Below are 20144 nucleotides of genomic sequence, written 5' to 3' on the forward strand. Positions count from 1 at the left end.
CCTCTATGCAAAAAATCCGTGTATAAACCATTTGTATTTCTGTCCGATGCCGTAGTGGCCAGAACGGAACAGCCAATACCTGCCGCCCTGCTCATCCTCCACCTGGTAATAATCCCGATGTTCGCCCTGATCCAGCCACCACTCGCGCTCGATGCGCTCAGGTCCATCGGCCTTTGTAACCTCATGGCGTACGCCTTTATAGATAAAAAACTTTGGGGGATGGTCGGGAATGATGGCCATCACCTCGATCGGCACGGGGTTCCTGAGCAGCTCGGTTGGACGGGGCTTATCCACACGCCAAGTAGCCTGTGGTTTTTCGGTCACCGAAACCGCCCTTAGCAGCGACCTTTCCGGCCAGTATTTGGTAGCGGGAATATAGCGGTGGATTACCTGCTGACCTACCTTTCCCGCAACACGGTCCAGCAGACGGATGACGCTTTTATCATTAAGCCCGGGGGTTGAAGTCCACATCTCTTCCTGGGGCACATCCACATCATCTACTTTTGGCGCATCCAGCACAAAAAGCTCGATGCCAAGCGCCGGTTTGATCTGATCGATCTTCAATTGAAAAAGCTTGAACAAATGGGTGACGCTATGCGATGCGCCACTTGTACCGATATCAGCCTGTACCACTTTGCCGTCGATGCGGTAGCACGTGAGCACGCCCGAACGCAGGCCTTTTCCCTCTGCCTGCATACGCCCACAGAGATTTTCCAATAGTTTATTGATGGCTATTTCAATCCCGTTCCGGGTTTTTATCGGTTCAAGGCAGGCCAGCCTTTCGCTAAAGGGCACCGGCACCTGAAGGGGAACAAGCACTTCGTTTTCTGTTCCTATTGCCTGCGCCAGCCGGAGCAGAAAATCCCCGCCGAACCTTCTGCGCAATACCGACCGTGGCATGCCTATGAAACTTTTGATCTGATAGAATCCCAATTTGCGCAGTTTTGCCAATAGCAGCTCTTCGAGCCTCAGCGCATCAGGAGCCAGCGTAAGCAGTGCATCAACCTGTTCTCCGGGAGGAATTAAGGGCGTAATTTTTCCAAAATGCGAAACCGCCCATGCCGCACCGGGTGTATCGGCGATAGCAAGGCGCACCGTATAGCCTTTACTTTTCAACCTCGAAACTATTTCCTTGAGATAGCCGCGCTCTCCTCCCCACAGATGCGTGCATCCCGAAACATCCATCAGCAGCCCATCCATCCCGAACTCATCAATTGCAACTATGGGAGAATACCTCACGCACCACTCGCCAAGTCCCTGCAAAAGTTTTCTGGGCCTGCCCGGTTTATCATCCAGCACCTCCAGGCCCGGACAGATTGCCTTGGCATCAGCTGCGCGCATTCCGGACTCGACCCCAAATTCTGCCGCAAGGTGGCTAACTGCCGTGATCATCATGCGGCCATGGTCTGCCGCAGCAAAAACAAAGGGCACGCCGAAAAGCTCCGGTCTGCGGATGAGCTGCCAATCAGCCAGCAGCTGACGGAACCATATGGAAACAAAACGCCTTTGCATAACTGCCTATCCAATCTGCCTGCCCTCTATATCAGACCATACCGTTTCTTTTTTGGTTTTTTTGACCTCTTCGAATTTTTCGCCTGCCCACTCCAGCACAAAGTTTCCAGGATTGCCATTGCGAACCTTCATCAGCTCCACATTCCATCGCGGAAAGCCAACACCCGGCATACCGTCTTCTGTCTCCGATGGCAATGGGCTGATCCTCCACCTGGCGGTAGCTACCGTACTTGTGGTTTTGTTTTCATCTTTGCGCAGGATAAACCCGGTAACCCCACTTGCTTCGACCGCCAGCTGCAGCCTTCTGGATTCGATAAGGGAAAGGCTACCGACCTCGGCTACTACTGCAGCAAGGCCTTCGCACTTCAGTGCTTCTTCCGTGATCCACAGCACATCTTTTTCGGTTTGAACGTCCATAAAAATTATGCGCTCGGGCTCTACGTTGAAATGGCTGAGCGATGCGGGGAACAATTTTCTGGATGTGCTTGCCCATACGCAGGCCGCACCGTTTTGCATAAGCACTGCGAGCAGTCCGGCTATAAAGCCGCCGCTTGCCGCTGATTGCTCTGGCATGATGGTAATAAATTCATGGATTGCCTTCTTTGGGAACACGCCGCCCGGAAAAGAATCCTCAATTTCCCCAAGGCCTATCCGTTCTGCCTTGCCAGCGGACAGGGGCTTAAAGCCTTGCCACAACAGAATATCCTGTTGCAGCTTTTGAAACAACTCTCTTTTAGCATCCATGACTTATTAAATTTTATACTATTATTTTTAGTAATATCAAATTTAACAACAAACATAAAGCTAAAATTGTTAGTAAAAAATGAATTGTGGAAAAGATTGTGGTTTTGGTGGATAAGTCAGCCCGTATCTAGCTCATGTTGAAAGGCAAATTTGTGTAATTCTATTTAAAAAAAGACCACTGAGCTTTCTTGAAGATAAATATAGCGAATAGGCAGACATTAGGTACCGATGGATCAAGCTTAAACCTCCGTGTTTTCAGGATTGCCAAAATTTCTCGCACTGGGTCGGCCTATGCACACTAAACAATGGGTTTTTATAATTCATTGCGCCGTCAATTATGATTAAAATCAGGCTTATTACCTGCTCCAATGGTCAAACTCCAGCACTTCCTGATCAATAAATTCCTGTTTTATTTCAGGTAGCTCAGGATACTCCTTTTTGTTGATCACACCCTCCAGACGGTATTCGGGGCTGATGGTACATCTTTCGAGCAGGCGTGAGGGAATCTGCGTCATGGCAATTTCCGTGATCCTATCTTCACTTAGGTCACCCATTAGCCACTCCCAGGCCAGTTCATCGGTGAGGATACATGGCATGCGCAGCTTGGAATTATGCACCTGCTTCATCAGTTCATTAGCCTTGGTTATGCCTATTGCGAAGGTTTTTGTTACCTCGCCGGTATCCGTATTTACCCAGTCGCTATACAGACCGGGAAGCCAGAAATACTCATGATCCTTTAATGTAACCTGATAAGGGTACTTGATCGTTTCTTTCAGCTCTTGTCCCTTTTTACCGATTTTGGGGATATGCCTAGATTCCACTATGCCCGTTGAGAGTACCAGGCACCTGCGTGACCTGGCAGCATCCTTCCACATTGACCGCTTGCCGCTTTCACTGACCCATAGGTTTTCGGCCTTAAAGTTTAACGTCGTAAGTTTTCTGCGGAAAGCGATGGCTTCATCAGCGCTCATCTTACCAGGAACATAGCCCCACTGTGCCTGCACCAGTTCGAAATCCCTCCTGTCATCGGTAGCTATCGCAATTGCACAAGGTGGGTAATTGAACCCGTTATGGACACCCACGTCCAAGAAATCATAGTCACGAACCGCTTTTTCCAATTGCTTAAGCTGAATGAATTCTGCCCTTGTCACCTTCTGACCGTTGTAATAACACATAACATTATCTCCTATTAGCACGGATATGCTCCGCAATTAATTTACCGATCTCGGTAGCCTCTTTTTGACGGCCTTCCGGAATCGAGGTCCAAAACTTTTTTCCACTGGCGTTGATTGCAACCGCAATTATCAAGTGGTCCGGACCATTTTCAATCTTTATGCGGAAAATCCTTTTTCCGGCCAGTTCGTGCTCTGATATCTGCAGATGGCTACCTCTGAGATTCAGCTCAAATGGCGGCGCGATATCTCTCATATCTAAAGTTACTTAAATATTCTATTATACAGGTTAAGATACAGGCTGTCGTGAAGAATTAATTTCAGCTATACCTTTTCCCCGATAATGCTAACAAGATATTGCTACAGCTTCTATAATCTGAAAAAAAATCCCCTTGCCTTTGATTGCAAAAATCACAATTGTATACTGTCGTCATAAACAATTGCCTGGCTGAAAGTATATATCACGTAGCCAGGGCATCTTCCATGGCATTACCCCATATTCGGATAATATGGGAGCTTATATCTTTCATAATGTTTTATCATCTGCCACCATTCCCAGAACCTCCACGGTTTTAGCGTGAACGTTCTAAACAACGTCTTGTTGGGGTTATTTGGGTTTTTGATTTTAAAACTTTCAAACCGCAATTTGGCGACATCAAAATTTTGGGTTGGTCCTCCCTGTTCTGAAAATTGAAAACTACCATCTTTGTTCTGATAATGATATTCTTCTTGAATAAAATATGTTATTGGTGGCATATTGCCTACAAAGACAATTGAAATAATTACTATCAAAAAAATTCGAAACTTTCTTTTCATTCTATTCAATTTTACATGGTCCATGGCTTTCTGGTATTCTACCACCACCTTCATTAACATCTAAATTAGGGTTTTTTGCCTTTTGTTCCCGCAAAGCGCTTGCCATTCCCGCAGGTGTTTTCGCAAAACCTGCTCCACCAGGCCCGCCCAGTCCTATTTGCGTGGTAGGGTCTGGAATTGGGATACCACCAGCTTGACCCGCCCCGAATACGAATGCCGAGCAATTATAATCAGAGAAATGATAGTTTTTTGGAGGGTTACTTATATAATTGATTACATTTCTAAAACTTTCTTCTGTTACATAATAAGTTGAAGAAATATTATAGGTATCAAAACCATTGTCAATGATCTGTGATTTTGATACTAGTTTATCCAATCCAGTTCCGGTTGGATAAAAGCCAACGGTTTGGGTAACACTGTTCGGTCCATTTGTTTTGGTCAATGATATGGCGACATGGCCGAAACTGTTTAAGCCTACATTAAATGAGGTACCTGGCTGTGGTTCCACAACGTACACTCTTACAACGAAGGCTGCATTGGGACTGGGTATTTTTGAAAAACATTCCATCATTTCCCTGGGATCGACAGGGTTGTTGTTTTCACCCGGCAGGTTGGAAGGGGGCGGGGGAGAAGTTGATGGGCTTCCGCCACTACCGCCGCCCTGTTGTGGTTCGGAAGGACTGGCCCCGACACCGTCGTAGTATCCGCCTCCAGCTCCGCTGCCACTGTCGTTGATGTAGGTGGTGGAGCAGACCCGGGTAGAGTGGACGGTAAGCTCTCCCTCCGCATCGATATAATAATCCTGTAGCCAGGAGCAGGTTTCAACAGCCAGGAGCATTAGTTTTCCCTGGGCTCCGCTGAAGGGATTAGGCTCTCTTAACATTTGGTTGGCCTGATCGATCTGATCTGCCCGGGAAAACTTTTTAATGTTACCTACCGGTTTTCCCGCGCTGTATAGCCTGCCTCCGGTCAGCTTGTAGTTCAGGTCATATTCAAACACCCTCCCGGTAAAATCCGATGCGGAAGCTTTCCGTTTTTTTTGCAGGTAAATGGCCTCTGGGATTACCTCCAGTATCTTTGCACCGATATGCTTGGTGTTTTGATCCCTTACAATCACCAGCTGCCGGTATCCCTGTTTATAACCTTGGTAGGTAGGCTGTCCTTCCAGTAGGACCGTCCACCTGTTTGCTCCATTTGTGCCTTCTTTTTTTGCCAGTTTCCAGTTGATGCTGATTTTGCCCAGGGCCTTACTGCTGTCCGGCTCGATCTGTTGGATAAATGCTCTGGCATCTGACAGGGTGAACAAAACGTTATGTTGCGGATTTTCTGCCGAAAGGTTGTGATCGACCGGGTCTTTGCGGCATGCGGATATCAGGAAAATAATTATGGTAGCAGTTTTAAGCTTTGTGTTCATGAGGTTAATCTTTAATTAAAAACCGGTGTTGGATTTTGGTCATTTTGTGTCTGGTGACACATTCTCAGTTTTTTACGCCTGATCCGGCTCAAAGTTTCGCGGCTGATTCCGAGGTAGGATGCGATGTTGGTCTGACTGGTCTGCTGTTCAATATCGGGATGCTGTTCGAGCAGTTTTTCATAGCGGAGTGTTGGGGTTTGGGTACGCAGAAAGATTGCCCTTTCCTCGCTCATGATGTAATACTTTTGGGTGACGATCCTTCCCAGCAGGTTGCCCTGGGGGAAATCCGCATAATAGGCGTTTAGCTGCTGCCAGCTTATCGACTGCAGTTTACAGTCCTGAAGGACCTCAATGTATTCATAAGCGGGTTTTTGGGTGAAAAAGCTGTAAACAGAGATCATCAGATCTCCCTTACCCATAAACCATGTGTTGCATTCCTTACCGTTCTCGTCAATGAAATAGGCGCGCAGGAAACCGCTGCGGATAAAGTATAATCTCCTGGCTGTTTCCCCTGGCCTGAGCAGGAGATGTTTGCGGTTAAAACTTTCGGTAACCACCTCCTGGTTTACCCTTTGCTGCAGGGGAGCGGGAAGTGGGGCTATAAAGCTCAACGTTTCCAATAGATCGGCTTCTTCGGTAGGCTGTTTTTGCATGAATGGTCGATTGTGTCACAGATCAACTTTTCAGCGTGTTTACCTGGCTAATATTGTCCTGTCGGAAGGATATGTTTTTTAACGGGATTTATCCGCTTTTGTTATAAGCGGGCCTCTTAAAGTATTTCCTTTTCCGGTTTCTGATTGACTGGCTCTCCAATATTTACCTATAAATGCACTTTATGGACCTAGAGAAACTATCGAAAAAACGAGCTGACATGGATATCCGATATTTTTGGAGCGGTGATAAATGCATTTCACTATGTCCAGGTCTGGGTGGGTCACCCCGTTTTTTAAAAATTTATAACCATCAACCTCCCATTAACCTGATATGCCTATGAAGAAACCCCTACTTTTTTATTACCCCCGTGTGCAGTTATAGCCAGTTAACAGGCAGGGGTGATTTTCACTTAATCTAATTGTTTGTATGCGTAAGAATGCGTTTAAGGTGCTGCTGCGTGAGCTGCGTAGCAGGTTGAAGCTGATCTCTGACAGGGATATTGCTCAGGTGGAAAAGTTCAGCGGAATGTTAGCTGAGATTTCCGGTTTTTTAAAGCAGGTGAAGGAACAGGTGATGGTTGCGGGGTTCGGGTCCGAACTGGAAGAGATTTATTTTTTCAAGTTTGAAAAGCCTGAGTTTTATGCGCTGCAGGTGTACCATGTAGCTTTGTTTGCGCTGCTTCAGGGGCGGCCTATGGGGGTACCGGAGCTGCTTCGGGGGTATTACCTGGATGAACTCCGGTTTATTGACCGGTTTTTCAAGCAGAATGCATTTTTGTATGGCTATTACCGTTCGGGTTTTACCGAGATGGATGGGCTGCTTTTTGTAAGGGGGGCTGAAGTGGGCTTTCCGCTGCTTCAGGAACTCCCGGTTTTGGATGGTGAATTTGATACTGCGGGGGATTATTTTTTTGCCAAGTTCATGGCTTATGAGGATTTACGGGATTATATCCTGGAGCGGTTGAACGAGCTGGACGCCAGGCAGGAGCCTGCTGCACTGGCTACCGGTCCGGCCAGGTTTGAATGGTCGGGCGAGGTGATCAATCTGGTAGAACTGGGTTATGGGATCTGGCTTTCCGGTCAGCTTGGTAAGGGGACCGGTCTGGGTGAGATATTCCTATGGCTGGAGCAGACTTTTGGCGTGGATATCGGTATCCCAGCAAACAGGTTCCGGGAGATCAAGCGGAGGAAGCGGCTGAGCAGGACACGGTTTTTTGATCTGTGCAAAGACAGACTGACCGAATATATGGATCAGGATGATGCTTATCGCCCGGACGGAATATCCGGTAAAATTAATATGCTCTGATTTTTAGGGGTTTGCGCCGGATATTGAACGCTATTTATCCCTAGTAGAGTATTGTAGTTTTTGATCCTTTGAATCTTTGCTGCTGTTCCCGGTGCAATGGGGCACCGGGGTAAAAAGTGAATGTTATGATGAAAAAATCATTTTTATTGGAGTATCTGCCGCTGGTCGGACTGGTCGTTGTGCTGGCTGTGGTACTGGTGGTTTGGGCGTTCCGGCTTGCCAGAAAGGCAGGCAAAGAGCCGTCACCGCTTGCGCACCGCTGGGAGAAAGGGGTGGACGAGCTGGATGATGGTTCCGCTACTGCTGCTGGCCAGGGTCTGATGGGCAGGGCGGTTGAGGATGAAGGGGTGGTGGTCCTCGCGGCGGATGGGTTCGGCTTTGCTGACAGCCCGGGGGCATTGGACAAGGGTGATCAGCTGGGCCTGCTGGCGGATGTGCAGCAGGAAATCAAATCGATCTGTACGCTGCTCGAGGAGAAGGACGGCTCAAAGGAGGATTTCTTTTCGATGTTCGGGCTGGTCAGGGCAAAGTATCCCAAAATGTCGGACCATGCTGCCCTGGCTGAACTCCGGCCATTTATCCGCGAGCGGGTACCCTTCCATCTTTCCGATGAGGAGCTGGACAGCCTGTGGGGCTAAGCTGCTCGGATGGTGAATCAATTGATCTGTAAATCTTTAATTTTTTTGAATGCGTAGAAAAAATATGTGTGGTCCCTCGGTAGGGATCTGGAAGAATGCGTCCGCTAAGTTTTTGCTTGCGGCTATGGTAATATGTTTTTACAGTCTGCTGTTTTCCGGGGCGGCGTTAGCCCAGGACGGCATTCAGGGCATCAATGAGGCCTCGAACAAAGTGCGCAGCTACTTTGATGCTGGGGCAAATCTGATGTATGCTATCGGTGCAGTCATCGGCATTATCGGGGCAACTAAGGTGTACCAGAAATGGAATGCAGGCGAGCCTGATACGGGAAAGGTGGCGGCGGCCTGGTTTGGTTCCTGCGTGTTTTTGGTGGTGGTGACCTCGGTATTGAAGTCGTTTTTTGGAATCTAAAAATAAGAAACTATCAGGGCGGGCGGGACTAGGCCTGGCTAAGAGTGGCATGACGGCCTGCCTGGCCCTGATTTAATTTAACGGTTATGAGTTTAGTGTATCATATTAATAAAGGCATCAATAAGCCTATAGTCTTTAAGGGTTTTCAGGGGCAGTACATTGCCTGGCTTGCCGGGGGACTGGTTCTGCTGATGCTGTGCTTTACGGTACTGTATGTATCCGGTCTTTCCATTTTTGTGCTTTTGCCAATGGTATTTTTTTGTGGGGGGGGCCTTTTTATGGGGGTCAGTTATTTGTCCAGGCGTTTTGGTCAGCATGGTTTAGGCAAGTTTATGGCCAAAAGAGGCCTGCCGGTATATCTGCGGTTTTCATCGCGCCGTGTGTTTACAGCTTTAAGGGTTCCGGTAACCAATAAGGAAAGGCAGGGGAGGGCATGATGGAGATTGAAAAAATACTTCCGGTATGGAAGGTGGAAAACAGCTGCATGATATCCATGTCAGGTGATGTTACGATTGCTTTTAGGGTGAGCTTGCCGGAAACCGGGACACTTTCTTCGGGTAATTTTGATGCCTCGCAGCAGGCTTTCGTCAAGGCGGTACGGGTGTTGCCGCCGGGGGTGGTCTTTCACAAGGCGGATTACTTTTTTAAAAGTAGGGTGAAGGCAGATTTTGAAAGCGCTTCCGGCTCGGTACTGGCCTTTGCGTCCGAAGGTCATTTTAACGAAAGGCCGTTCCTGGATCATGAGTGCTATCTGTTTTTGACTTTGCTGCCGCGTTGCAGGAAGCTGTCTTCATCGGCTTATAGCAATATACTGCGTAAATCGATCGCACCTGTGGAGCGTAAGGATGATGTCCTGCTGAAGAATTTTTTCTCCGCGGTAGGTTCCTTTGAGCGGATTTTATCGGATAGTGGACTGTTTTCTTTGGCGCGGTTGGGTGATGATGAGCTTTCGGGCACAGCTAATGCGCCGGGGATCATTGAACGCTACCTGTTTTTATTGGGTAAGGGTGAAGCTTCGATATTGCGCGATGTTCATTTAAAAGAAGAAATCAGGGTGGGCGACAAACAGGTGCAGCTGTTTACGCTGGCGGATGCACAGGATCTGCCGGGGATCTGTGGGAGCAGGATCGACTTTGATGCCTATTCTACAGACAGGACCAAATACAGTATCGGCTTTGCCTCACCTCTTGGACTGTTCCTGGATTGTAACCACATTTATAACCAGCTGATTTTTACGGGTGATCCGCAGCGGACAATAAAGGAACTTGAGGCAAAAAAACTGCGTTTACAGTCGCTTTCGGCTTATTCACGCGAGAATGCGGTATCCAGGGATTTCTGTAATGATTTTTTGAATGAGGCGGTAGTGACCCAGAAGCTGCCGGTAAAGGCGCACTTCAATGTGCTTTGCTGGACGGATGAGGCCGGCGGGTTGGCCGAACTGAAGAATAAGGTAGGCTCGGCGATGGCGAAAATGGATGCGGTATGTAGGCAAGAGACTGATGGCGCTCCGCAGGTCTGGTTCGGCTGTATGCCGGGAAACGAAGGTGATTTTCCGATGAACGATACCTTTGATACTTTTGCCGAGCAGGCCTGTTGTTTTTTGAATATGGAGACCTCTTATAGGAGTTCTTTATCTCCCTTTGGCATCCGTCTGGGTGACCGCCTGTCCGGCGTTCCGCTTCATGTGGATATATCAGATGAACCGCGCAGGCTGGGCTGGACGACCAACCGAAATAAGTTTATTATCGGGCCATCGGGATCTGGAAAGAGTTTTTTTACCAATCATCTGGTACGATCTTATTACGAGCAAAGCGCGCATGTGGTAATTGTGGATATCGGCCATAGTTATAAGGGACTTTGCGACCTGGTGGGTGGCTATTACTTTACCTATTCGGAGCAGAACCCGATCTGTTTTAATCCTTTTTACATTGCTGAGGGTGATGTGCTGGATACCGAGAAGAAAGAAAGCATCAAGACCTTGCTGCTTGCGCTCTGGAAAAATGAAAGTGAGAGTTATACCAGGGCGGAATATGTGGCGGTCAGCAATGCACTGACGCTTTATTATGAACACCTGGCAGCGGACCCCGGGGTATTCCCCTGTTTCAATTCCTTTTATGATTTTCTGATGCAGGAATATCTGGTGGTGCTTCGTGACGGTAAGGTCAATCCAAGGGATTTTGATATCGATAATTTCCTGTATGTACTGAACCCTTATTACAGGGGCGGTGAATTTGATTTCCTGCTGAATGCTACCCAGAACCTGGATCTGCTCAGGGAACGCTTTATCGTTTTTGAGATTGATACGATAAAATCCCACCCGATCTTATTTCCCGTAGTAACGCTGATCATTATGGAGATGTTTATCGCCAAGCTCCGCAAGCTGAAAGGGGTGCGCAAGGTTTTATTGCTCGAAGAGGTATGGAAAAGCATTTCCAAGGGCGGGATGGCCGAATACATCCAGTACGCCTATAAAACCTTCCGGAAGTTTTTTGGTGAACCCATTGTGGTGACCCAGGAGATCGAGGATATCATTTCCTCGCCCATTGTCAAGCAGGCGATTATCAACAATTCAGATTGTAAGATCTTACTCGACCAGAGTAAATACCAGAACAAGTTTGATACGGTGCAGGAACTGTTGGGGCTGACTGATCACGACAAGTCACTCATCCTTTCGATGAATAAGGCCAATGATCCACAGCTAAATTACAAGGAGGTCTTTATTTCCCTTGGCGGACATTCCAAGGTCTACCGCACAGAGGTGAGTCTGATTGAATATTTGGCATTTACTACCGAGGAAACAGAGAAGCAAAAGGTGCAGGAATATGCCGCTAAGTACGGCTCGGTGGCCAGGGGGATTGCTGTGCTTGCAGCGGAACTGCGCAGAGGGAAAAAGGTTTTTTAACGAATTGTTCACCAATTGAAATTTACGGATACGAACCTGCTGAGCAAGCTTCAAATCCATTTTTAAAAAAAAATACCTATGGAAAATTTAAGAAACAACAATTTAACCGGTGTAGAGCAGACGGATGCCTGCTTGTGGTCATGGGCTTCCTGGATCCCTGTGATGGGAAGCTTCCTGGCGTTATTGCTTTCCACTATGCAGGGCTGTAACAATCCGGCCTCACTGGATGGTACTTATGTCAATGATGCGGGAAGCGAACTCAGTATCGCCCATGATACCCTTATAGTTGAACATGAAGAGGGCCCCAGATATCTGCTGCACCGCAGGACTGGTTTTCAGTTGCTGGATGATGCTGGCAGGGCTGGGAGACTGCAACATGAAAAGGAGGAATGGACTGCGGTACTGGACCGGGAAAGCGGAATCATGACCGAGGCCCGCAAGGGTAAACAGATCAGCTTTAGTGCTGATGGTCTGACTTTAACGGTGGGTAAACGAAAGTACAAACGGATATTAACAGAATAAGTTATGAAATTATTAGAGTTTATGACAAAAATTTTAAAGACCTATATGGTTGTGCTGCCCTTAAGTGCTACTGTGTTGCTGACGGCTTTGCCCACTGGGGCTAGCGCGCAGCTGGCAATAGCTGAGGTGATCAAGGCAGGCGTAAAAAAAGTGATCAAGGCGGTTGACCTGAAAGTCCAGCGGCTGCAGAATGAAACGATCTGGCTGCAGAATGCCCAGAAAGTGGTGGAAAACACGCTGAACAAATTAAAGCTGGGCGAGATTTCCGAGTGGACCGAAAGGCAGCGCTCACTGTATTCGGAGTATTATGAAAGCCTGATTAAAGTAAGATCGGTAATCTCGGCCTATAAGCGGATCAGGGATATAGCCACTACCCAGGCCGCCATCGTGCAGGAATACCGCTGGGCTTCGGGGCTTTTTACAAAGGACAAGCACTTTACCGCCGGTGAGCTATTGCAAATGGAAGAGGTGTATGAGGGGATTTTAAAGGCTTCGGTAAATAACCTGGACCAGGTGTTTGTGGTGATCAATTCCTTTAAAACCCAGATGGGTGACGCTGCAAGGATGGAGCTGATTGATGCGGCTGCGGAAAAGATGGAGGGGAATTTTGCTGATCTGAGGCAGTTCAATGACCAGAACATAACCCTTTCTATTCAGCGGAGCAAATCGGTACTGGAAACTAAAACATTAAAGGAGCTTTATGATGTCAACTAGAGGAATGCTTATGGGTAATAAGCAATGCGGTTCAAGAGGGATTGCATGGCTGATCGGGGCGTTGCTTTTGACTGCTGCTACAGTTCCCCATTGTCAGGCGCAGACCTGGAATGAAATCTTTAAGCAGAAGAAAACGCAGATCAGGTATTTGGGCCAGCAGATCGCCGCTTTGCAGGTATATATCAGTTATGCCAAAAAGGGTTATGAGCTGGCAGGATCAGGGTTGCAGGTGGTCAGGGACATTAAAAATGGCGAATTTAACCTGCACAATGCCTTTATTTCAGGGCTGAAACAGGTCAGTCCGGTGACTAGAAATGATGTTCGTGTGGCTGGGATCATCGCCCTTCAGGTAGCGATCCTGAAATCATTTAACTCGGTCAAAGGCAATGGACTGCTTTCGGCTGACCAGCTGATTTATGTGGGGGAAGTGGCTGATGGGGTTATTTCGGATTGTTACCATGATCTGGAGGAACTGCTACCCGTCATTACTTCCGGCAAGCTGGAAATGAAGGATGACGAGCGGCTAACCAGGCTAAACAGCATTTATGGGCGTATGCTGGATAAGTCCGCTTTTACGCAGAGCTTTTGCAGCGAAGCAAACTTGTTAAATCGGCTGAAACAGACGGATGGCCTGACACTGGAAAGACTAAGGAGGTACTATGAGATCGAATAGCCGGTTTTTTGGGTTTTTCATGATGGCTGTTTTGATGTTCGGTTCCCGGCAGGTTGCTTCTGCCCAGAGCCAGGAAGTGCAACAGCTGGTCCTGAATGTAGAAAAACTTAGCCAGCTGAAAAATATCCTTTCGGATATGAAGCGCGGTTATGAGGTGGTATCTAAGGGATATACTGCGGTTAAGGATATTGCCAAGGGTAATTTCTCGTTACATCAGGTGTTTTTGGATGGCCTTTGGCTCGTCAGCCCCGAGGTGCGTAAATACTATAAGATTGCGCATATCATTTCTTATCAGCAGGATCTGGTATCGGAATATAAGGCTGCTTATAAACGCTTTTCTTCAGGGGGCAATTTCTCGGCAACAGAGCTGGACTATGTTTCCAAGGTTTACGGCAGGCTTTTGGAAACGAGTCTGGACAACCTGGATAGGCTGGCGATGGTGATAACGGCCAATAAAATGCGGATGGGTGATGGGGAGCGGTTAATAGCCATTGATCAGATTTTTGGCGAAGTGGAAGATAAACTCATTTTCCTGCGCTCCTTTAACCGCAAGACCAGCCTGCTGAACCTTCAGCGCCAGCAGGAGAAATCCGAGATCAAAGGTTTGGGTGGTTATTTTAAAAGGGAGGGTTTATGAGATTAGTTCTTTTTTTGAGACTGTTTTGTCTGGTCATTGCAGCGCTATTGGTAATGCCAGGACTCTGTCTTGCCCAGAGCGGCGGCGGGCTTGCCGGCTCGGTCACAGGCCTGCAGCCGGTACTGGATAATGTATACCGGGATATGATGCCGCTCTGCTCGCAGCTGATTGGGGTGGCGCGTGGCCTGGCTGGCTTTGGGGCTTTGTGGTATATCGCCTCACGTGTGTGGCGCAGCCTGGCAAATGGTGAAGCGGTCGATTTTTATCCTCTGCTACGCCCTTTTGCCCTTGGGCTTGCCATTTTGCTTTTCCCTTTGGTGATCGGTTTAGTCAACGGCATCCTGCAGCCTATTGTTTCAGCAACTGGCGGAATGGTGAAGAACTCTAACCGGGCAATCGAGGCACTTTTAAAGCAAAAGGAGGTCGCTGTCCGCCAGAGTAAACATTGGCAGATGTATGTCGGTGAAACAGGTTCTGGTTCCGAGGATAAGTGGTACCGTTATACCCATCCCAAGGATCCTGACCGGGAGGATGAAGGCGTTTTTGAAGGATTTGGCAACGACATCAAGTTTCAGATGGACCGCATGTCCTATAATTTCCGTAACAATATCAAGGCTTGGATGAGCGAGGTCTTACAGGTATTGTTTGCTGCTGCTGCGCTCTGTATCAATACGGTCCGCACGTTCTACCTGATCGTCATGGCCATACTTGGTCCGCTGGTTTTTGGTTTTGCGGTCTTTGATGGGTTTCAGCATACTTTGACGGTCTGGCTGGCCAGGTACATCAATATTTTTATGTGGCTCCCGGTGGCCAATATCTTCGGCAGTATACTGGGTAAGATACAGGAGAATATGCTGCGCATTGATATTTCCCAGATTGGAGAGGCGGGCGACACGTTTTTTAGCTCCAGTGATGCGGCGTATTTGGTGTTTATGTGCATTGGAATTGTGGGGTATTTCACGGTGCCTAGCGTTGCAGGATACATCATCAATGCCGGAGGAGGCAATGCGATGATGCAAAAGGTCAACTCACTTGTGGTCAGCGGTGGCATGGGGGCTGCAGGTGTGGCTGTTGCCGGGAATAAGATGGCTCAGGATGCTTTTGGTGATACCTATCGCCGTATGTCCGGTTCCTTTGATTCTGCTGAGGGAAACGACTACTTTAAAGACAGGGTGGCTGGTGAAAAATCTTAGCCTTTATGCGTAATGAAGGTGTAATCTGGGCATAATAGGTTAACCTACTGTGCCTGGATGGCACCGCAGATTTTTAAACACACAATATATATATATACATGTTTGCACAACTTAAGAATATAGACCGTGCTTTTCAGCACATTAAAAGGTTCAGTATTGCGTTTCTGGTGGCCTGCGTAATTTTATCGGGGGGTATCGTTTACCTGTGCTTTGACCAGATGGATAAAGCATCCGGACGGGTACTGATCCTGTATAACGGTAAGGTGCTGGAAGCTTTCGCCTCAGAGCGTAAGGCTAACCTGAATGTGGAACTCAAAGACCACATCAAAACTTTTCACCGGTATTTTTTTAACCTGGACCCTGATGAAAAAGCCATTGCGGCTACAGTGGGGAAAGCGCTTTATCTGGCGGATAACTCGGCTAAAGCTGCCTATGATAATTTGCGGGAGTCCGGTTATTTCAATAACCTGATCGCTGCCAATATTTCGCAGGGGATCGAGGTGGACAGTATTTCACTGGACATTAACCGTGAGCCTTACGGTTTTATCTGCTATGCACGGCAAAAGCTGATCCGTTCGACCAGTACGGTATACCGCAGACTGGTTACGCGAGGAGAGATCAGGGTATTGCAATCCCAGACCGATAACAACCCGCACGGGTTTTTGATCTGCCGCTGGGAAACGCTGCTGAACCGGGATGAACCTGCTAAAGCTGTTTCGCCATGAGGTTTTGGGGTAAAAGAGACAAGGTCTTGGAACATGGTCAGGTACTGTTTGCGGAGAAAGTCGCTGCTGCAATTCTTGGCGGGCAGCGAAAACTTGCTGACTACCTGAACCGCAGGACGGCAGGCTTTTCCTCCTGGAGGTGGAGGGTACTTTTACTGGGCTTCTGCCTGCTCTTTGGCAGCTACAGCCTGTACCTGCTGGTTGCAGCTATTTATTAATTATTCAATTCATTTAAACGACATTATTTATGACAAAAAAAGAAGATGAAAACCTTGTTGTTGAGGTTCAGGACGGAAAATCTAAACAGAAGATCAGCAGGCCCAGGTTGCTGCTGGTACTCATTCCGGCAATACTGGGGTTGCTGACCGCACTTGGGTATTATTTGTACACACAGTATTCGGCGGTAAAAGCTACCCCCGGAAAATCAGGCATTAACACCGCATTGCCGGAGGCGAAGCTCGAGAAAGCGGAACCGGTGGATAAGATGGGCTATTATGAAAAGGCCCGTCAGGATTCTGCCCATAGCGGTGCTTCGGGGCTGAATGCGGCAGCAGAAAAGCTGGGATTTTCAGAAGCAGAAAATGCACAGGAAAAGCAGATCAATGAAAAATTAGCGGCCATTAACCAAGTGATCGCAGCGCCTTATGTCGCGCCGAAAACTGCTGCACCGGTTTCATTTGGCTATAGCAATGCGGCGCCAATCTCAAAGGATGTGGATAGGCTGGAAACGCTGATGAAAGGTATGCATGGCGAAGGGGATGCTGATCCTGAAATGGACCAGCTCAATGAGATGATGGATAAGCTGATTGCGGTGCAGAACCCTCAGTTAGCTGCACAGCTGTATAAAAATAACGGTCTGGATGCTGCTCCGGACAGTCTGTTCCGGGCGATACCGGCAGTGGTTGCCGGTAACCAGAAAGCCAGGCAGGGATCGGTGGTAGAGCTGCGATTGCTCGATACGGCGGTCGTTAATGGGATTACCTTTCCTGCCGGGCATGCTGTGTTTGGTCTTGCGGCATTTTCTAACCAGCGCCTGAACCTGGAGATCAAAAACATCCGCTTGGGAAATCAGGTAATTCCGGTGAACCTTACAGTTTACGATAAAAGGGATGCCATGATCGGGATCAATGCACCGGAAGCACTTTTGACCGATGCAGTCAACGGTGGCATTATTGATGCAGCCAGCAGTGTGGGCATTACCGGTTTTGACCTGACTACCCAGATTGCGGGGGCGGGCATCGACGCTGCGAAGAATTTGCTGACCAAAAAGATTGGGCGAGTGAAGCAGAACCTGAAAGAGGGTTATCCGCTGCTGCTTAGGGACAATACCAAAAAGCTGAAGTAAATGCCCGGTAATAATGGCAAAGCTAAGGGAAAAAGAGGGGCTGGCGGGTGAACTGCTTGCCTATCTGGATGAGCAGGCCCGTCTTGGTTTCAGCTGGGTGGTGTATGACAGTGAACGGCCGATTGGTGGCAGCTGGGATCTGCTGTGTTACAGGGACCAGATCAGTGCATTCCGGGAGGCGGCAGAAAACCAGCAGATTTCGGGCTGGCACATTGCCCGCCCGATTGCACAGCTCCGAAGGGCTTTTGCAATACAAGAATATGAACTAAAAAATTTAACCATGAACAGAAATTCATTAGAAGCCTTCAGGGAGGAAGCAAAGGCGTTAAAAGTTCCTCAGAACATGATTGATGCAGCCGAAGCGCTGATGGAACAGAATGTCCCAAGGATTGAGATATTTGGACAGGTTCCGGCTGACCGTGGGATGATGGATGTAACCATCCACATTAAACAGTCCGGCCAGAGCGACTTCTATTACTTTAATAAATTCGATGTGGCCATGAGTAAGGCTAAACCACTGGAAAATGATCACCAGTATATGGTCATCAGTCAAAGCGCTGCGGATAAAGATAAAAACCTGCTCCGCAGATTTTCCAGCCCAATACAGGCCATGGATTATTTTAAGGCACAAAAAGGCAATGCAGAATTATCTACCGGTAAGGCAAGTGATAAAGACCTGCAATACCGTGATACCCTCGCAACCATGAAAGATGGAAAAGTGGATTATGTGAAAAAGGAATTCAGCCAGACCTTTCACAGTCCGGTGATCCAGAATTCGCATTATGTGGACCGTGGCAAGGGTTTCAGTATTGAACAGGCAGCCAATATGCTACAGGGCAGGGCGGTTTTCCGTGGCGATCTGGTGAGCAGGGCCGGTGTTCCATATAAGGCCTGGAATACTTATCAGTTCAATGAGCCAAAGGATAGGTACAATAACTATACTTTAAAGCAGTACGGTGAGGGTTACCGTTTCGACCTGAAAAAAGAACTGGCCAGTTATGAGATCAAAGAAATGCAGCAGCCCGTTACGGCCAAACAACTGGTGGCCAGGATGGAAAATGGCTATTCCCCGGTTGTCACTGTAATTGGTAAAGATGGTGAAAGCAGGCCGCTGCGAATAGAAGCTGTTCCTCGTTATGGCAATATCAATTTTTCAGAGCCGGGAGGCAAGCCCGTAAAACGCGAGGATTACCAGAAAGAGCAGGTTATTAGCCACGCTGTGGGAAAAGAGAAAGGGCATGCTAAAAACAGAGGCCAGCAGCAGGGACAGGAAATAGACATGTAAAGAGTGTCTAAATCTCAATATTTTAATTAAACATTTATATATTCACTTTTCAAACCTTAATTTATTATGTCAACATTTCAAAAATTAAAAGATCTAATCGCGTCAGCGGAAGCCGATGCGATTAAGTTCCACGAGAAAAACAATGGTGCTGCAGGCACTAGATTGCGCAAGATTTATCAGGAAATTAAGTTGCTTGCACAGGCCGGAAGGGCTGAAGTGACTGAACTGAAAAACAAGGAAGCAAAATAGTTGAGGCATTTTTGAGAAAATAAGCCCTGTTCTGTAAGATGGACAGGGTTCTCATTTCCAATTACTTCTCCAATCCAGGGATTGTGTTGTGCTAAAAATCAATAGCTAATTACCTTTTGTCTTCAAATCTGCAAACTGTCCACTAAACATTGAATTTATATTGTTGATAGTAGAAAAGCTAGTAACAATACAGCAGGAGAAAAAGAAGCGAAGATAAGGACGAAAGGCAATTAGAGCGCAAGGGGAAAAAAGAATGCTGGAACAGATGGAAAACCTAGAGAAACAGGAGGATATCAGAAAGATAAAGTTGTGGAGAAAAAAGAAACGGAGATAGAAGTTATATAAAGAAAAGTTTATACTTTTGCTAATGATTCAGAAACAGGAAAGACCTGGAGTAATTAAGGATGCAGCGGCGTCAAAGTCCTTGCACTGTACAACCACTTCCACGTGGAGTTACCCTAATTATCCAAGTCTGGCAGCAGCCTAAATCCTGAATTTAAAAATGTGCTACTGGAGGTGTTTCTCCTTACCCAGACATCATTTCAGCTATTAAAGTAAGCCTATTACCAGTAGGCTTATTTTATTTTGTAAATATAAGGCTTTAAACCTTATAACTATCTTTCGCGGTCAAATTGTTGAAAAGTTGCATTATAAATTAACAATTGCCCAAGTGCTAAAGGCTGAAACTGATCTCGTTAGGCTCAAATGCTGACATGTATTCGACCAAAATTCTAGCTTTACTCAGCGCGGTTAATGTATGATCCATATCATTCTTAAAGTTTGGCGCATGGATTGCTTCGTCTCCAAGGATCTCCATGTACTTTCTAATATCAGTCTTTGTACCATTTTTTAATTTCTTTAGCGTGAATATTATTTTTTCATTTAACATCCCATTAAATGGATAATCGTACAGACCCAGCGTGATGTTATTAACAAGAGAACTCAATGCATCGAAATCTTTTGGTTTAGCCTTCTCCATTAAAACTTCCAATTCCTGTACCTGCTTCATCAGACCAGACTTTAATTTGTACAATTCAACATAGGTTACTAAATCGGTTTCCATGTAGCAAATGTAAAGATAATTTTTCATTTTTGTTACATAAAATCAATTCTTTGTAACAAAAATTAGTTTTAACATTACACAAATATATTTCTGGTTATGTTAACTAATGGAAAGGGTAATACAGTCTTATCAGATCGAACATTAATAAGAGTTAAATCAGGCGGCATGGATC

Annotated in this window: 23 protein-coding genes; 15 read left to right on the top strand and 8 right to left on the bottom strand. The window is 47.0% G+C overall.

The features are described from left to right. Positions 1-3: 3 nt before the first annotated feature. From ACS5PU_RS02410 to ACS5PU_RS02440, 7 genes are all read right to left on the bottom strand, one after another. Positions 4-1512 carry a Y-family DNA polymerase gene (locus ACS5PU_RS02410; RefSeq protein ID WP_439457669.1) on the bottom strand — a complete coding sequence of 503 codons (1509 nt, stop codon included), beginning with the start codon at positions 1510-1512 and terminating at the stop codon, positions 4-6. A 6-nt stretch (positions 1513-1518) separates the two neighbouring features. Beyond that, entirely contained in the window at positions 1519-2085 is a 567-nt protein-coding gene (locus tag ACS5PU_RS02415) for an ImuA family protein (RefSeq protein WP_439457670.1), read from the bottom strand. A gap of 527 nt (positions 2086-2612) precedes the next feature. Continuing rightward, a complete protein-coding gene (locus ACS5PU_RS02420) occupies positions 2613-3431 on the bottom strand; it encodes an SOS response-associated peptidase (protein WP_439457671.1) in 819 nt (272 codons plus the stop codon). A 4-nt stretch (positions 3432-3435) separates the two neighbouring features. Further along, positions 3436-3684 (bottom strand): hypothetical protein, encoded by a 249-nt coding sequence (locus ACS5PU_RS02425; RefSeq protein ID WP_439457672.1) that lies wholly within the window; start codon positions 3682-3684, stop codon positions 3436-3438. Positions 3685-3917: 233 nt separating this feature from the next. Continuing rightward, positions 3918-4244 carry a hypothetical protein gene (locus ACS5PU_RS02430; RefSeq protein WP_439457673.1) on the bottom strand — a complete coding sequence of 109 codons (327 nt, stop codon included), beginning with the start codon at positions 4242-4244 and terminating at the stop codon, positions 3918-3920. Position 4245: 1 nt separating this feature from the next. Beyond that, positions 4246-5658 (bottom strand): hypothetical protein, encoded by a 1413-nt coding sequence (locus ACS5PU_RS02435; RefSeq protein WP_439457674.1) that lies wholly within the window; start codon positions 5656-5658, stop codon positions 4246-4248. A gap of 11 nt (positions 5659-5669) precedes the next feature. Next, positions 5670-6311, bottom strand: a complete 642-nt coding sequence (locus ACS5PU_RS02440; RefSeq protein WP_439457675.1) for a Crp/Fnr family transcriptional regulator — start codon at positions 6309-6311, stop codon at positions 5670-5672. Positions 6312-6738: 427 nt separating this feature from the next. On the opposite strand from ACS5PU_RS02440, the gene ACS5PU_RS02445 reads away from it, so the two are divergent. The 15 genes from ACS5PU_RS02445 (at position 6739) to ACS5PU_RS02515 (ending at position 18909) form a co-directional block, all read left to right on the top strand. After that, positions 6739-7617 carry an RteC domain-containing protein gene (locus ACS5PU_RS02445; RefSeq protein ID WP_439457676.1) on the top strand — a complete coding sequence of 293 codons (879 nt, stop codon included), beginning with the start codon at positions 6739-6741 and terminating at the stop codon, positions 7615-7617. Positions 7618-7742: 125 nt separating this feature from the next. Beyond that, entirely contained in the window at positions 7743-8255 is a 513-nt protein-coding gene (locus ACS5PU_RS02450; protein ID WP_439457677.1) for a hypothetical protein, read from the top strand. Between the two features lie 124 nt (positions 8256-8379). Continuing rightward, complete coding sequence (locus ACS5PU_RS02455; protein WP_439457907.1) at positions 8380-8664, top strand: DUF4134 domain-containing protein; 285 nt, start codon at positions 8380-8382, stop codon at positions 8662-8664. An 86-nt stretch (positions 8665-8750) separates the two neighbouring features. Then, positions 8751-9101, top strand: a complete 351-nt coding sequence (locus ACS5PU_RS02460; protein ID WP_439457678.1) for a DUF4133 domain-containing protein — start codon at positions 8751-8753, stop codon at positions 9099-9101. Continuing rightward, entirely contained in the window at positions 9098-11566 is a 2469-nt protein-coding gene (locus ACS5PU_RS02465) for a TraG family conjugative transposon ATPase (RefSeq protein WP_439457679.1), read from the top strand. Before ACS5PU_RS02460 ends, ACS5PU_RS02465 begins: the two co-directional genes overlap by 4 nt. Positions 11567-11644: 78 nt before the next feature. Then, the gene (locus ACS5PU_RS02470; RefSeq protein ID WP_439457680.1) at positions 11645-12088 is read left to right on the top strand and encodes a hypothetical protein; all 444 of its coding nucleotides are present in this window, start codon (positions 11645-11647) and stop codon (positions 12086-12088) included. A gap of 3 nt (positions 12089-12091) precedes the next feature. Continuing rightward, entirely contained in the window at positions 12092-12802 is a 711-nt protein-coding gene (locus ACS5PU_RS02475; protein WP_439457681.1) for a conjugal transfer protein TraI, read from the top strand. Then, the gene (locus ACS5PU_RS02480; protein WP_439457682.1) at positions 12789-13475 is read left to right on the top strand and encodes a hypothetical protein; all 687 of its coding nucleotides are present in this window, start codon (positions 12789-12791) and stop codon (positions 13473-13475) included. Before ACS5PU_RS02475 ends, ACS5PU_RS02480 begins: the two co-directional genes overlap by 14 nt. Before the next feature lie 19 nt (positions 13476-13494). Then, positions 13495-14112: a TerB family tellurite resistance protein gene (locus ACS5PU_RS02485; RefSeq protein ID WP_439457683.1), complete on the top strand. Its 618-nt coding sequence runs from the start codon at positions 13495-13497 to the stop codon at positions 14110-14112. After that, positions 14109-15305, top strand: a complete 1197-nt coding sequence (gene traJ / locus ACS5PU_RS02490) for a conjugative transposon protein TraJ (protein WP_439457684.1) — start codon at positions 14109-14111, stop codon at positions 15303-15305. Before ACS5PU_RS02485 ends, traJ begins: the two co-directional genes overlap by 4 nt. Positions 15306-15403: 98 nt before the next feature. Beyond that, on the top strand, positions 15404-16030 hold the full coding sequence (gene traK, locus ACS5PU_RS02495; protein ID WP_439457685.1) for a conjugative transposon protein TraK: 627 nt from the start codon (positions 15404-15406) through the stop codon (positions 16028-16030). After that, positions 16027-16248, top strand: coding sequence for a hypothetical protein (locus ACS5PU_RS02500; protein ID WP_439457686.1), 222 nt, complete (start codon positions 16027-16029; stop codon positions 16246-16248). Before traK ends, ACS5PU_RS02500 begins: the two co-directional genes overlap by 4 nt. 29 nt (positions 16249-16277) lie before the next feature. Continuing rightward, complete coding sequence (gene traM, locus ACS5PU_RS02505; protein ID WP_439457687.1) at positions 16278-17375, top strand: conjugative transposon protein TraM; 1098 nt, start codon at positions 16278-16280, stop codon at positions 17373-17375. 13 nt (positions 17376-17388) lie between these two features. Then, entirely contained in the window at positions 17389-18660 is a 1272-nt protein-coding gene (locus tag ACS5PU_RS02510) for a hypothetical protein (RefSeq protein ID WP_439457688.1), read from the top strand. A 66-nt stretch (positions 18661-18726) separates the two neighbouring features. Further along, positions 18727-18909 (top strand): histone H1, encoded by a 183-nt coding sequence (locus ACS5PU_RS02515; RefSeq protein ID WP_439457689.1) that lies wholly within the window; start codon positions 18727-18729, stop codon positions 18907-18909. 673 nt (positions 18910-19582) lie between these two features. Here ACS5PU_RS02515 and ACS5PU_RS02520 read toward each other — a convergent pair. Then, positions 19583-19972 carry a hypothetical protein gene (locus ACS5PU_RS02520; RefSeq protein ID WP_439457690.1) on the bottom strand — a complete coding sequence of 130 codons (390 nt, stop codon included), beginning with the start codon at positions 19970-19972 and terminating at the stop codon, positions 19583-19585. Between the last annotated feature and the right edge of the window lie 172 nt (positions 19973-20144).

It is taken from the genome of Pedobacter sp. GSP4 (genome assembly GCF_051857575.1).
Classification (GTDB): domain Bacteria; phylum Bacteroidota; class Bacteroidia; order Sphingobacteriales; family Sphingobacteriaceae; genus Pedobacter.

Bases quoted from the DNA above. Each gene is read 5' to 3' on its own strand.
- ACS5PU_RS02410 (WP_439457669.1), bottom strand. From the start codon at position 1,512: ATGCAAAGGCGTTTTGTTTCCATATGGTTCCGTCAGCTGCTGGCTGAT.
- ACS5PU_RS02415 (WP_439457670.1), bottom strand. From the start codon at position 2,085: ATGCCAGAGCAATCAGCGGCAAGCGGCGGCTTTATAGCCGGACTGCTC.
- ACS5PU_RS02420 (WP_439457671.1), bottom strand. From the start codon at position 3,431: ATGTGTTATTACAACGGTCAGAAGGTGACAAGGGCAGAATTCATTCAG.
- ACS5PU_RS02425 (WP_439457672.1), bottom strand. From the start codon at position 3,684: ATGAGAGATATCGCGCCGCCATTTGAGCTGAATCTCAGAGGTAGCCAT.
- ACS5PU_RS02430 (WP_439457673.1), bottom strand. From the start codon at position 4,244: ATGAAAAGAAAGTTTCGAATTTTTTTGATAGTAATTATTTCAATTGTC.
- ACS5PU_RS02435 (WP_439457674.1), bottom strand. From the start codon at position 5,658: ATGAACACAAAGCTTAAAACTGCTACCATAATTATTTTCCTGATATCC.
- ACS5PU_RS02440 (WP_439457675.1), bottom strand. From the start codon at position 6,311: ATGCAAAAACAGCCTACCGAAGAAGCCGATCTATTGGAAACGTTGAGC.
- ACS5PU_RS02445 (WP_439457676.1), top strand. From the start codon at position 6,739: ATGCGTAAGAATGCGTTTAAGGTGCTGCTGCGTGAGCTGCGTAGCAGG.
- ACS5PU_RS02450 (WP_439457677.1), top strand. From the start codon at position 7,743: ATGATGAAAAAATCATTTTTATTGGAGTATCTGCCGCTGGTCGGACTG.
- ACS5PU_RS02455 (WP_439457907.1), top strand. From the start codon at position 8,380: ATGGTAATATGTTTTTACAGTCTGCTGTTTTCCGGGGCGGCGTTAGCC.
- ACS5PU_RS02460 (WP_439457678.1), top strand. From the start codon at position 8,751: ATGAGTTTAGTGTATCATATTAATAAAGGCATCAATAAGCCTATAGTC.
- ACS5PU_RS02465 (WP_439457679.1), top strand. From the start codon at position 9,098: ATGATGGAGATTGAAAAAATACTTCCGGTATGGAAGGTGGAAAACAGC.
- ACS5PU_RS02470 (WP_439457680.1), top strand. From the start codon at position 11,645: ATGGAAAATTTAAGAAACAACAATTTAACCGGTGTAGAGCAGACGGAT.
- ACS5PU_RS02475 (WP_439457681.1), top strand. From the start codon at position 12,092: ATGAAATTATTAGAGTTTATGACAAAAATTTTAAAGACCTATATGGTT.
- ACS5PU_RS02480 (WP_439457682.1), top strand. From the start codon at position 12,789: ATGATGTCAACTAGAGGAATGCTTATGGGTAATAAGCAATGCGGTTCA.
- ACS5PU_RS02485 (WP_439457683.1), top strand. From the start codon at position 13,495: ATGATGGCTGTTTTGATGTTCGGTTCCCGGCAGGTTGCTTCTGCCCAG.
- traJ (WP_439457684.1), top strand. From the start codon at position 14,109: ATGAGATTAGTTCTTTTTTTGAGACTGTTTTGTCTGGTCATTGCAGCG.
- traK (WP_439457685.1), top strand. From the start codon at position 15,404: ATGTTTGCACAACTTAAGAATATAGACCGTGCTTTTCAGCACATTAAA.
- ACS5PU_RS02500 (WP_439457686.1), top strand. From the start codon at position 16,027: ATGAGGTTTTGGGGTAAAAGAGACAAGGTCTTGGAACATGGTCAGGTA.
- traM (WP_439457687.1), top strand. From the start codon at position 16,278: ATGACAAAAAAAGAAGATGAAAACCTTGTTGTTGAGGTTCAGGACGGA.
- ACS5PU_RS02510 (WP_439457688.1), top strand. From the start codon at position 17,389: ATGGCAAAGCTAAGGGAAAAAGAGGGGCTGGCGGGTGAACTGCTTGCC.
- ACS5PU_RS02515 (WP_439457689.1), top strand. From the start codon at position 18,727: ATGTCAACATTTCAAAAATTAAAAGATCTAATCGCGTCAGCGGAAGCC.
- ACS5PU_RS02520 (WP_439457690.1), bottom strand. From the start codon at position 19,972: ATGGAAACCGATTTAGTAACCTATGTTGAATTGTACAAATTAAAGTCT.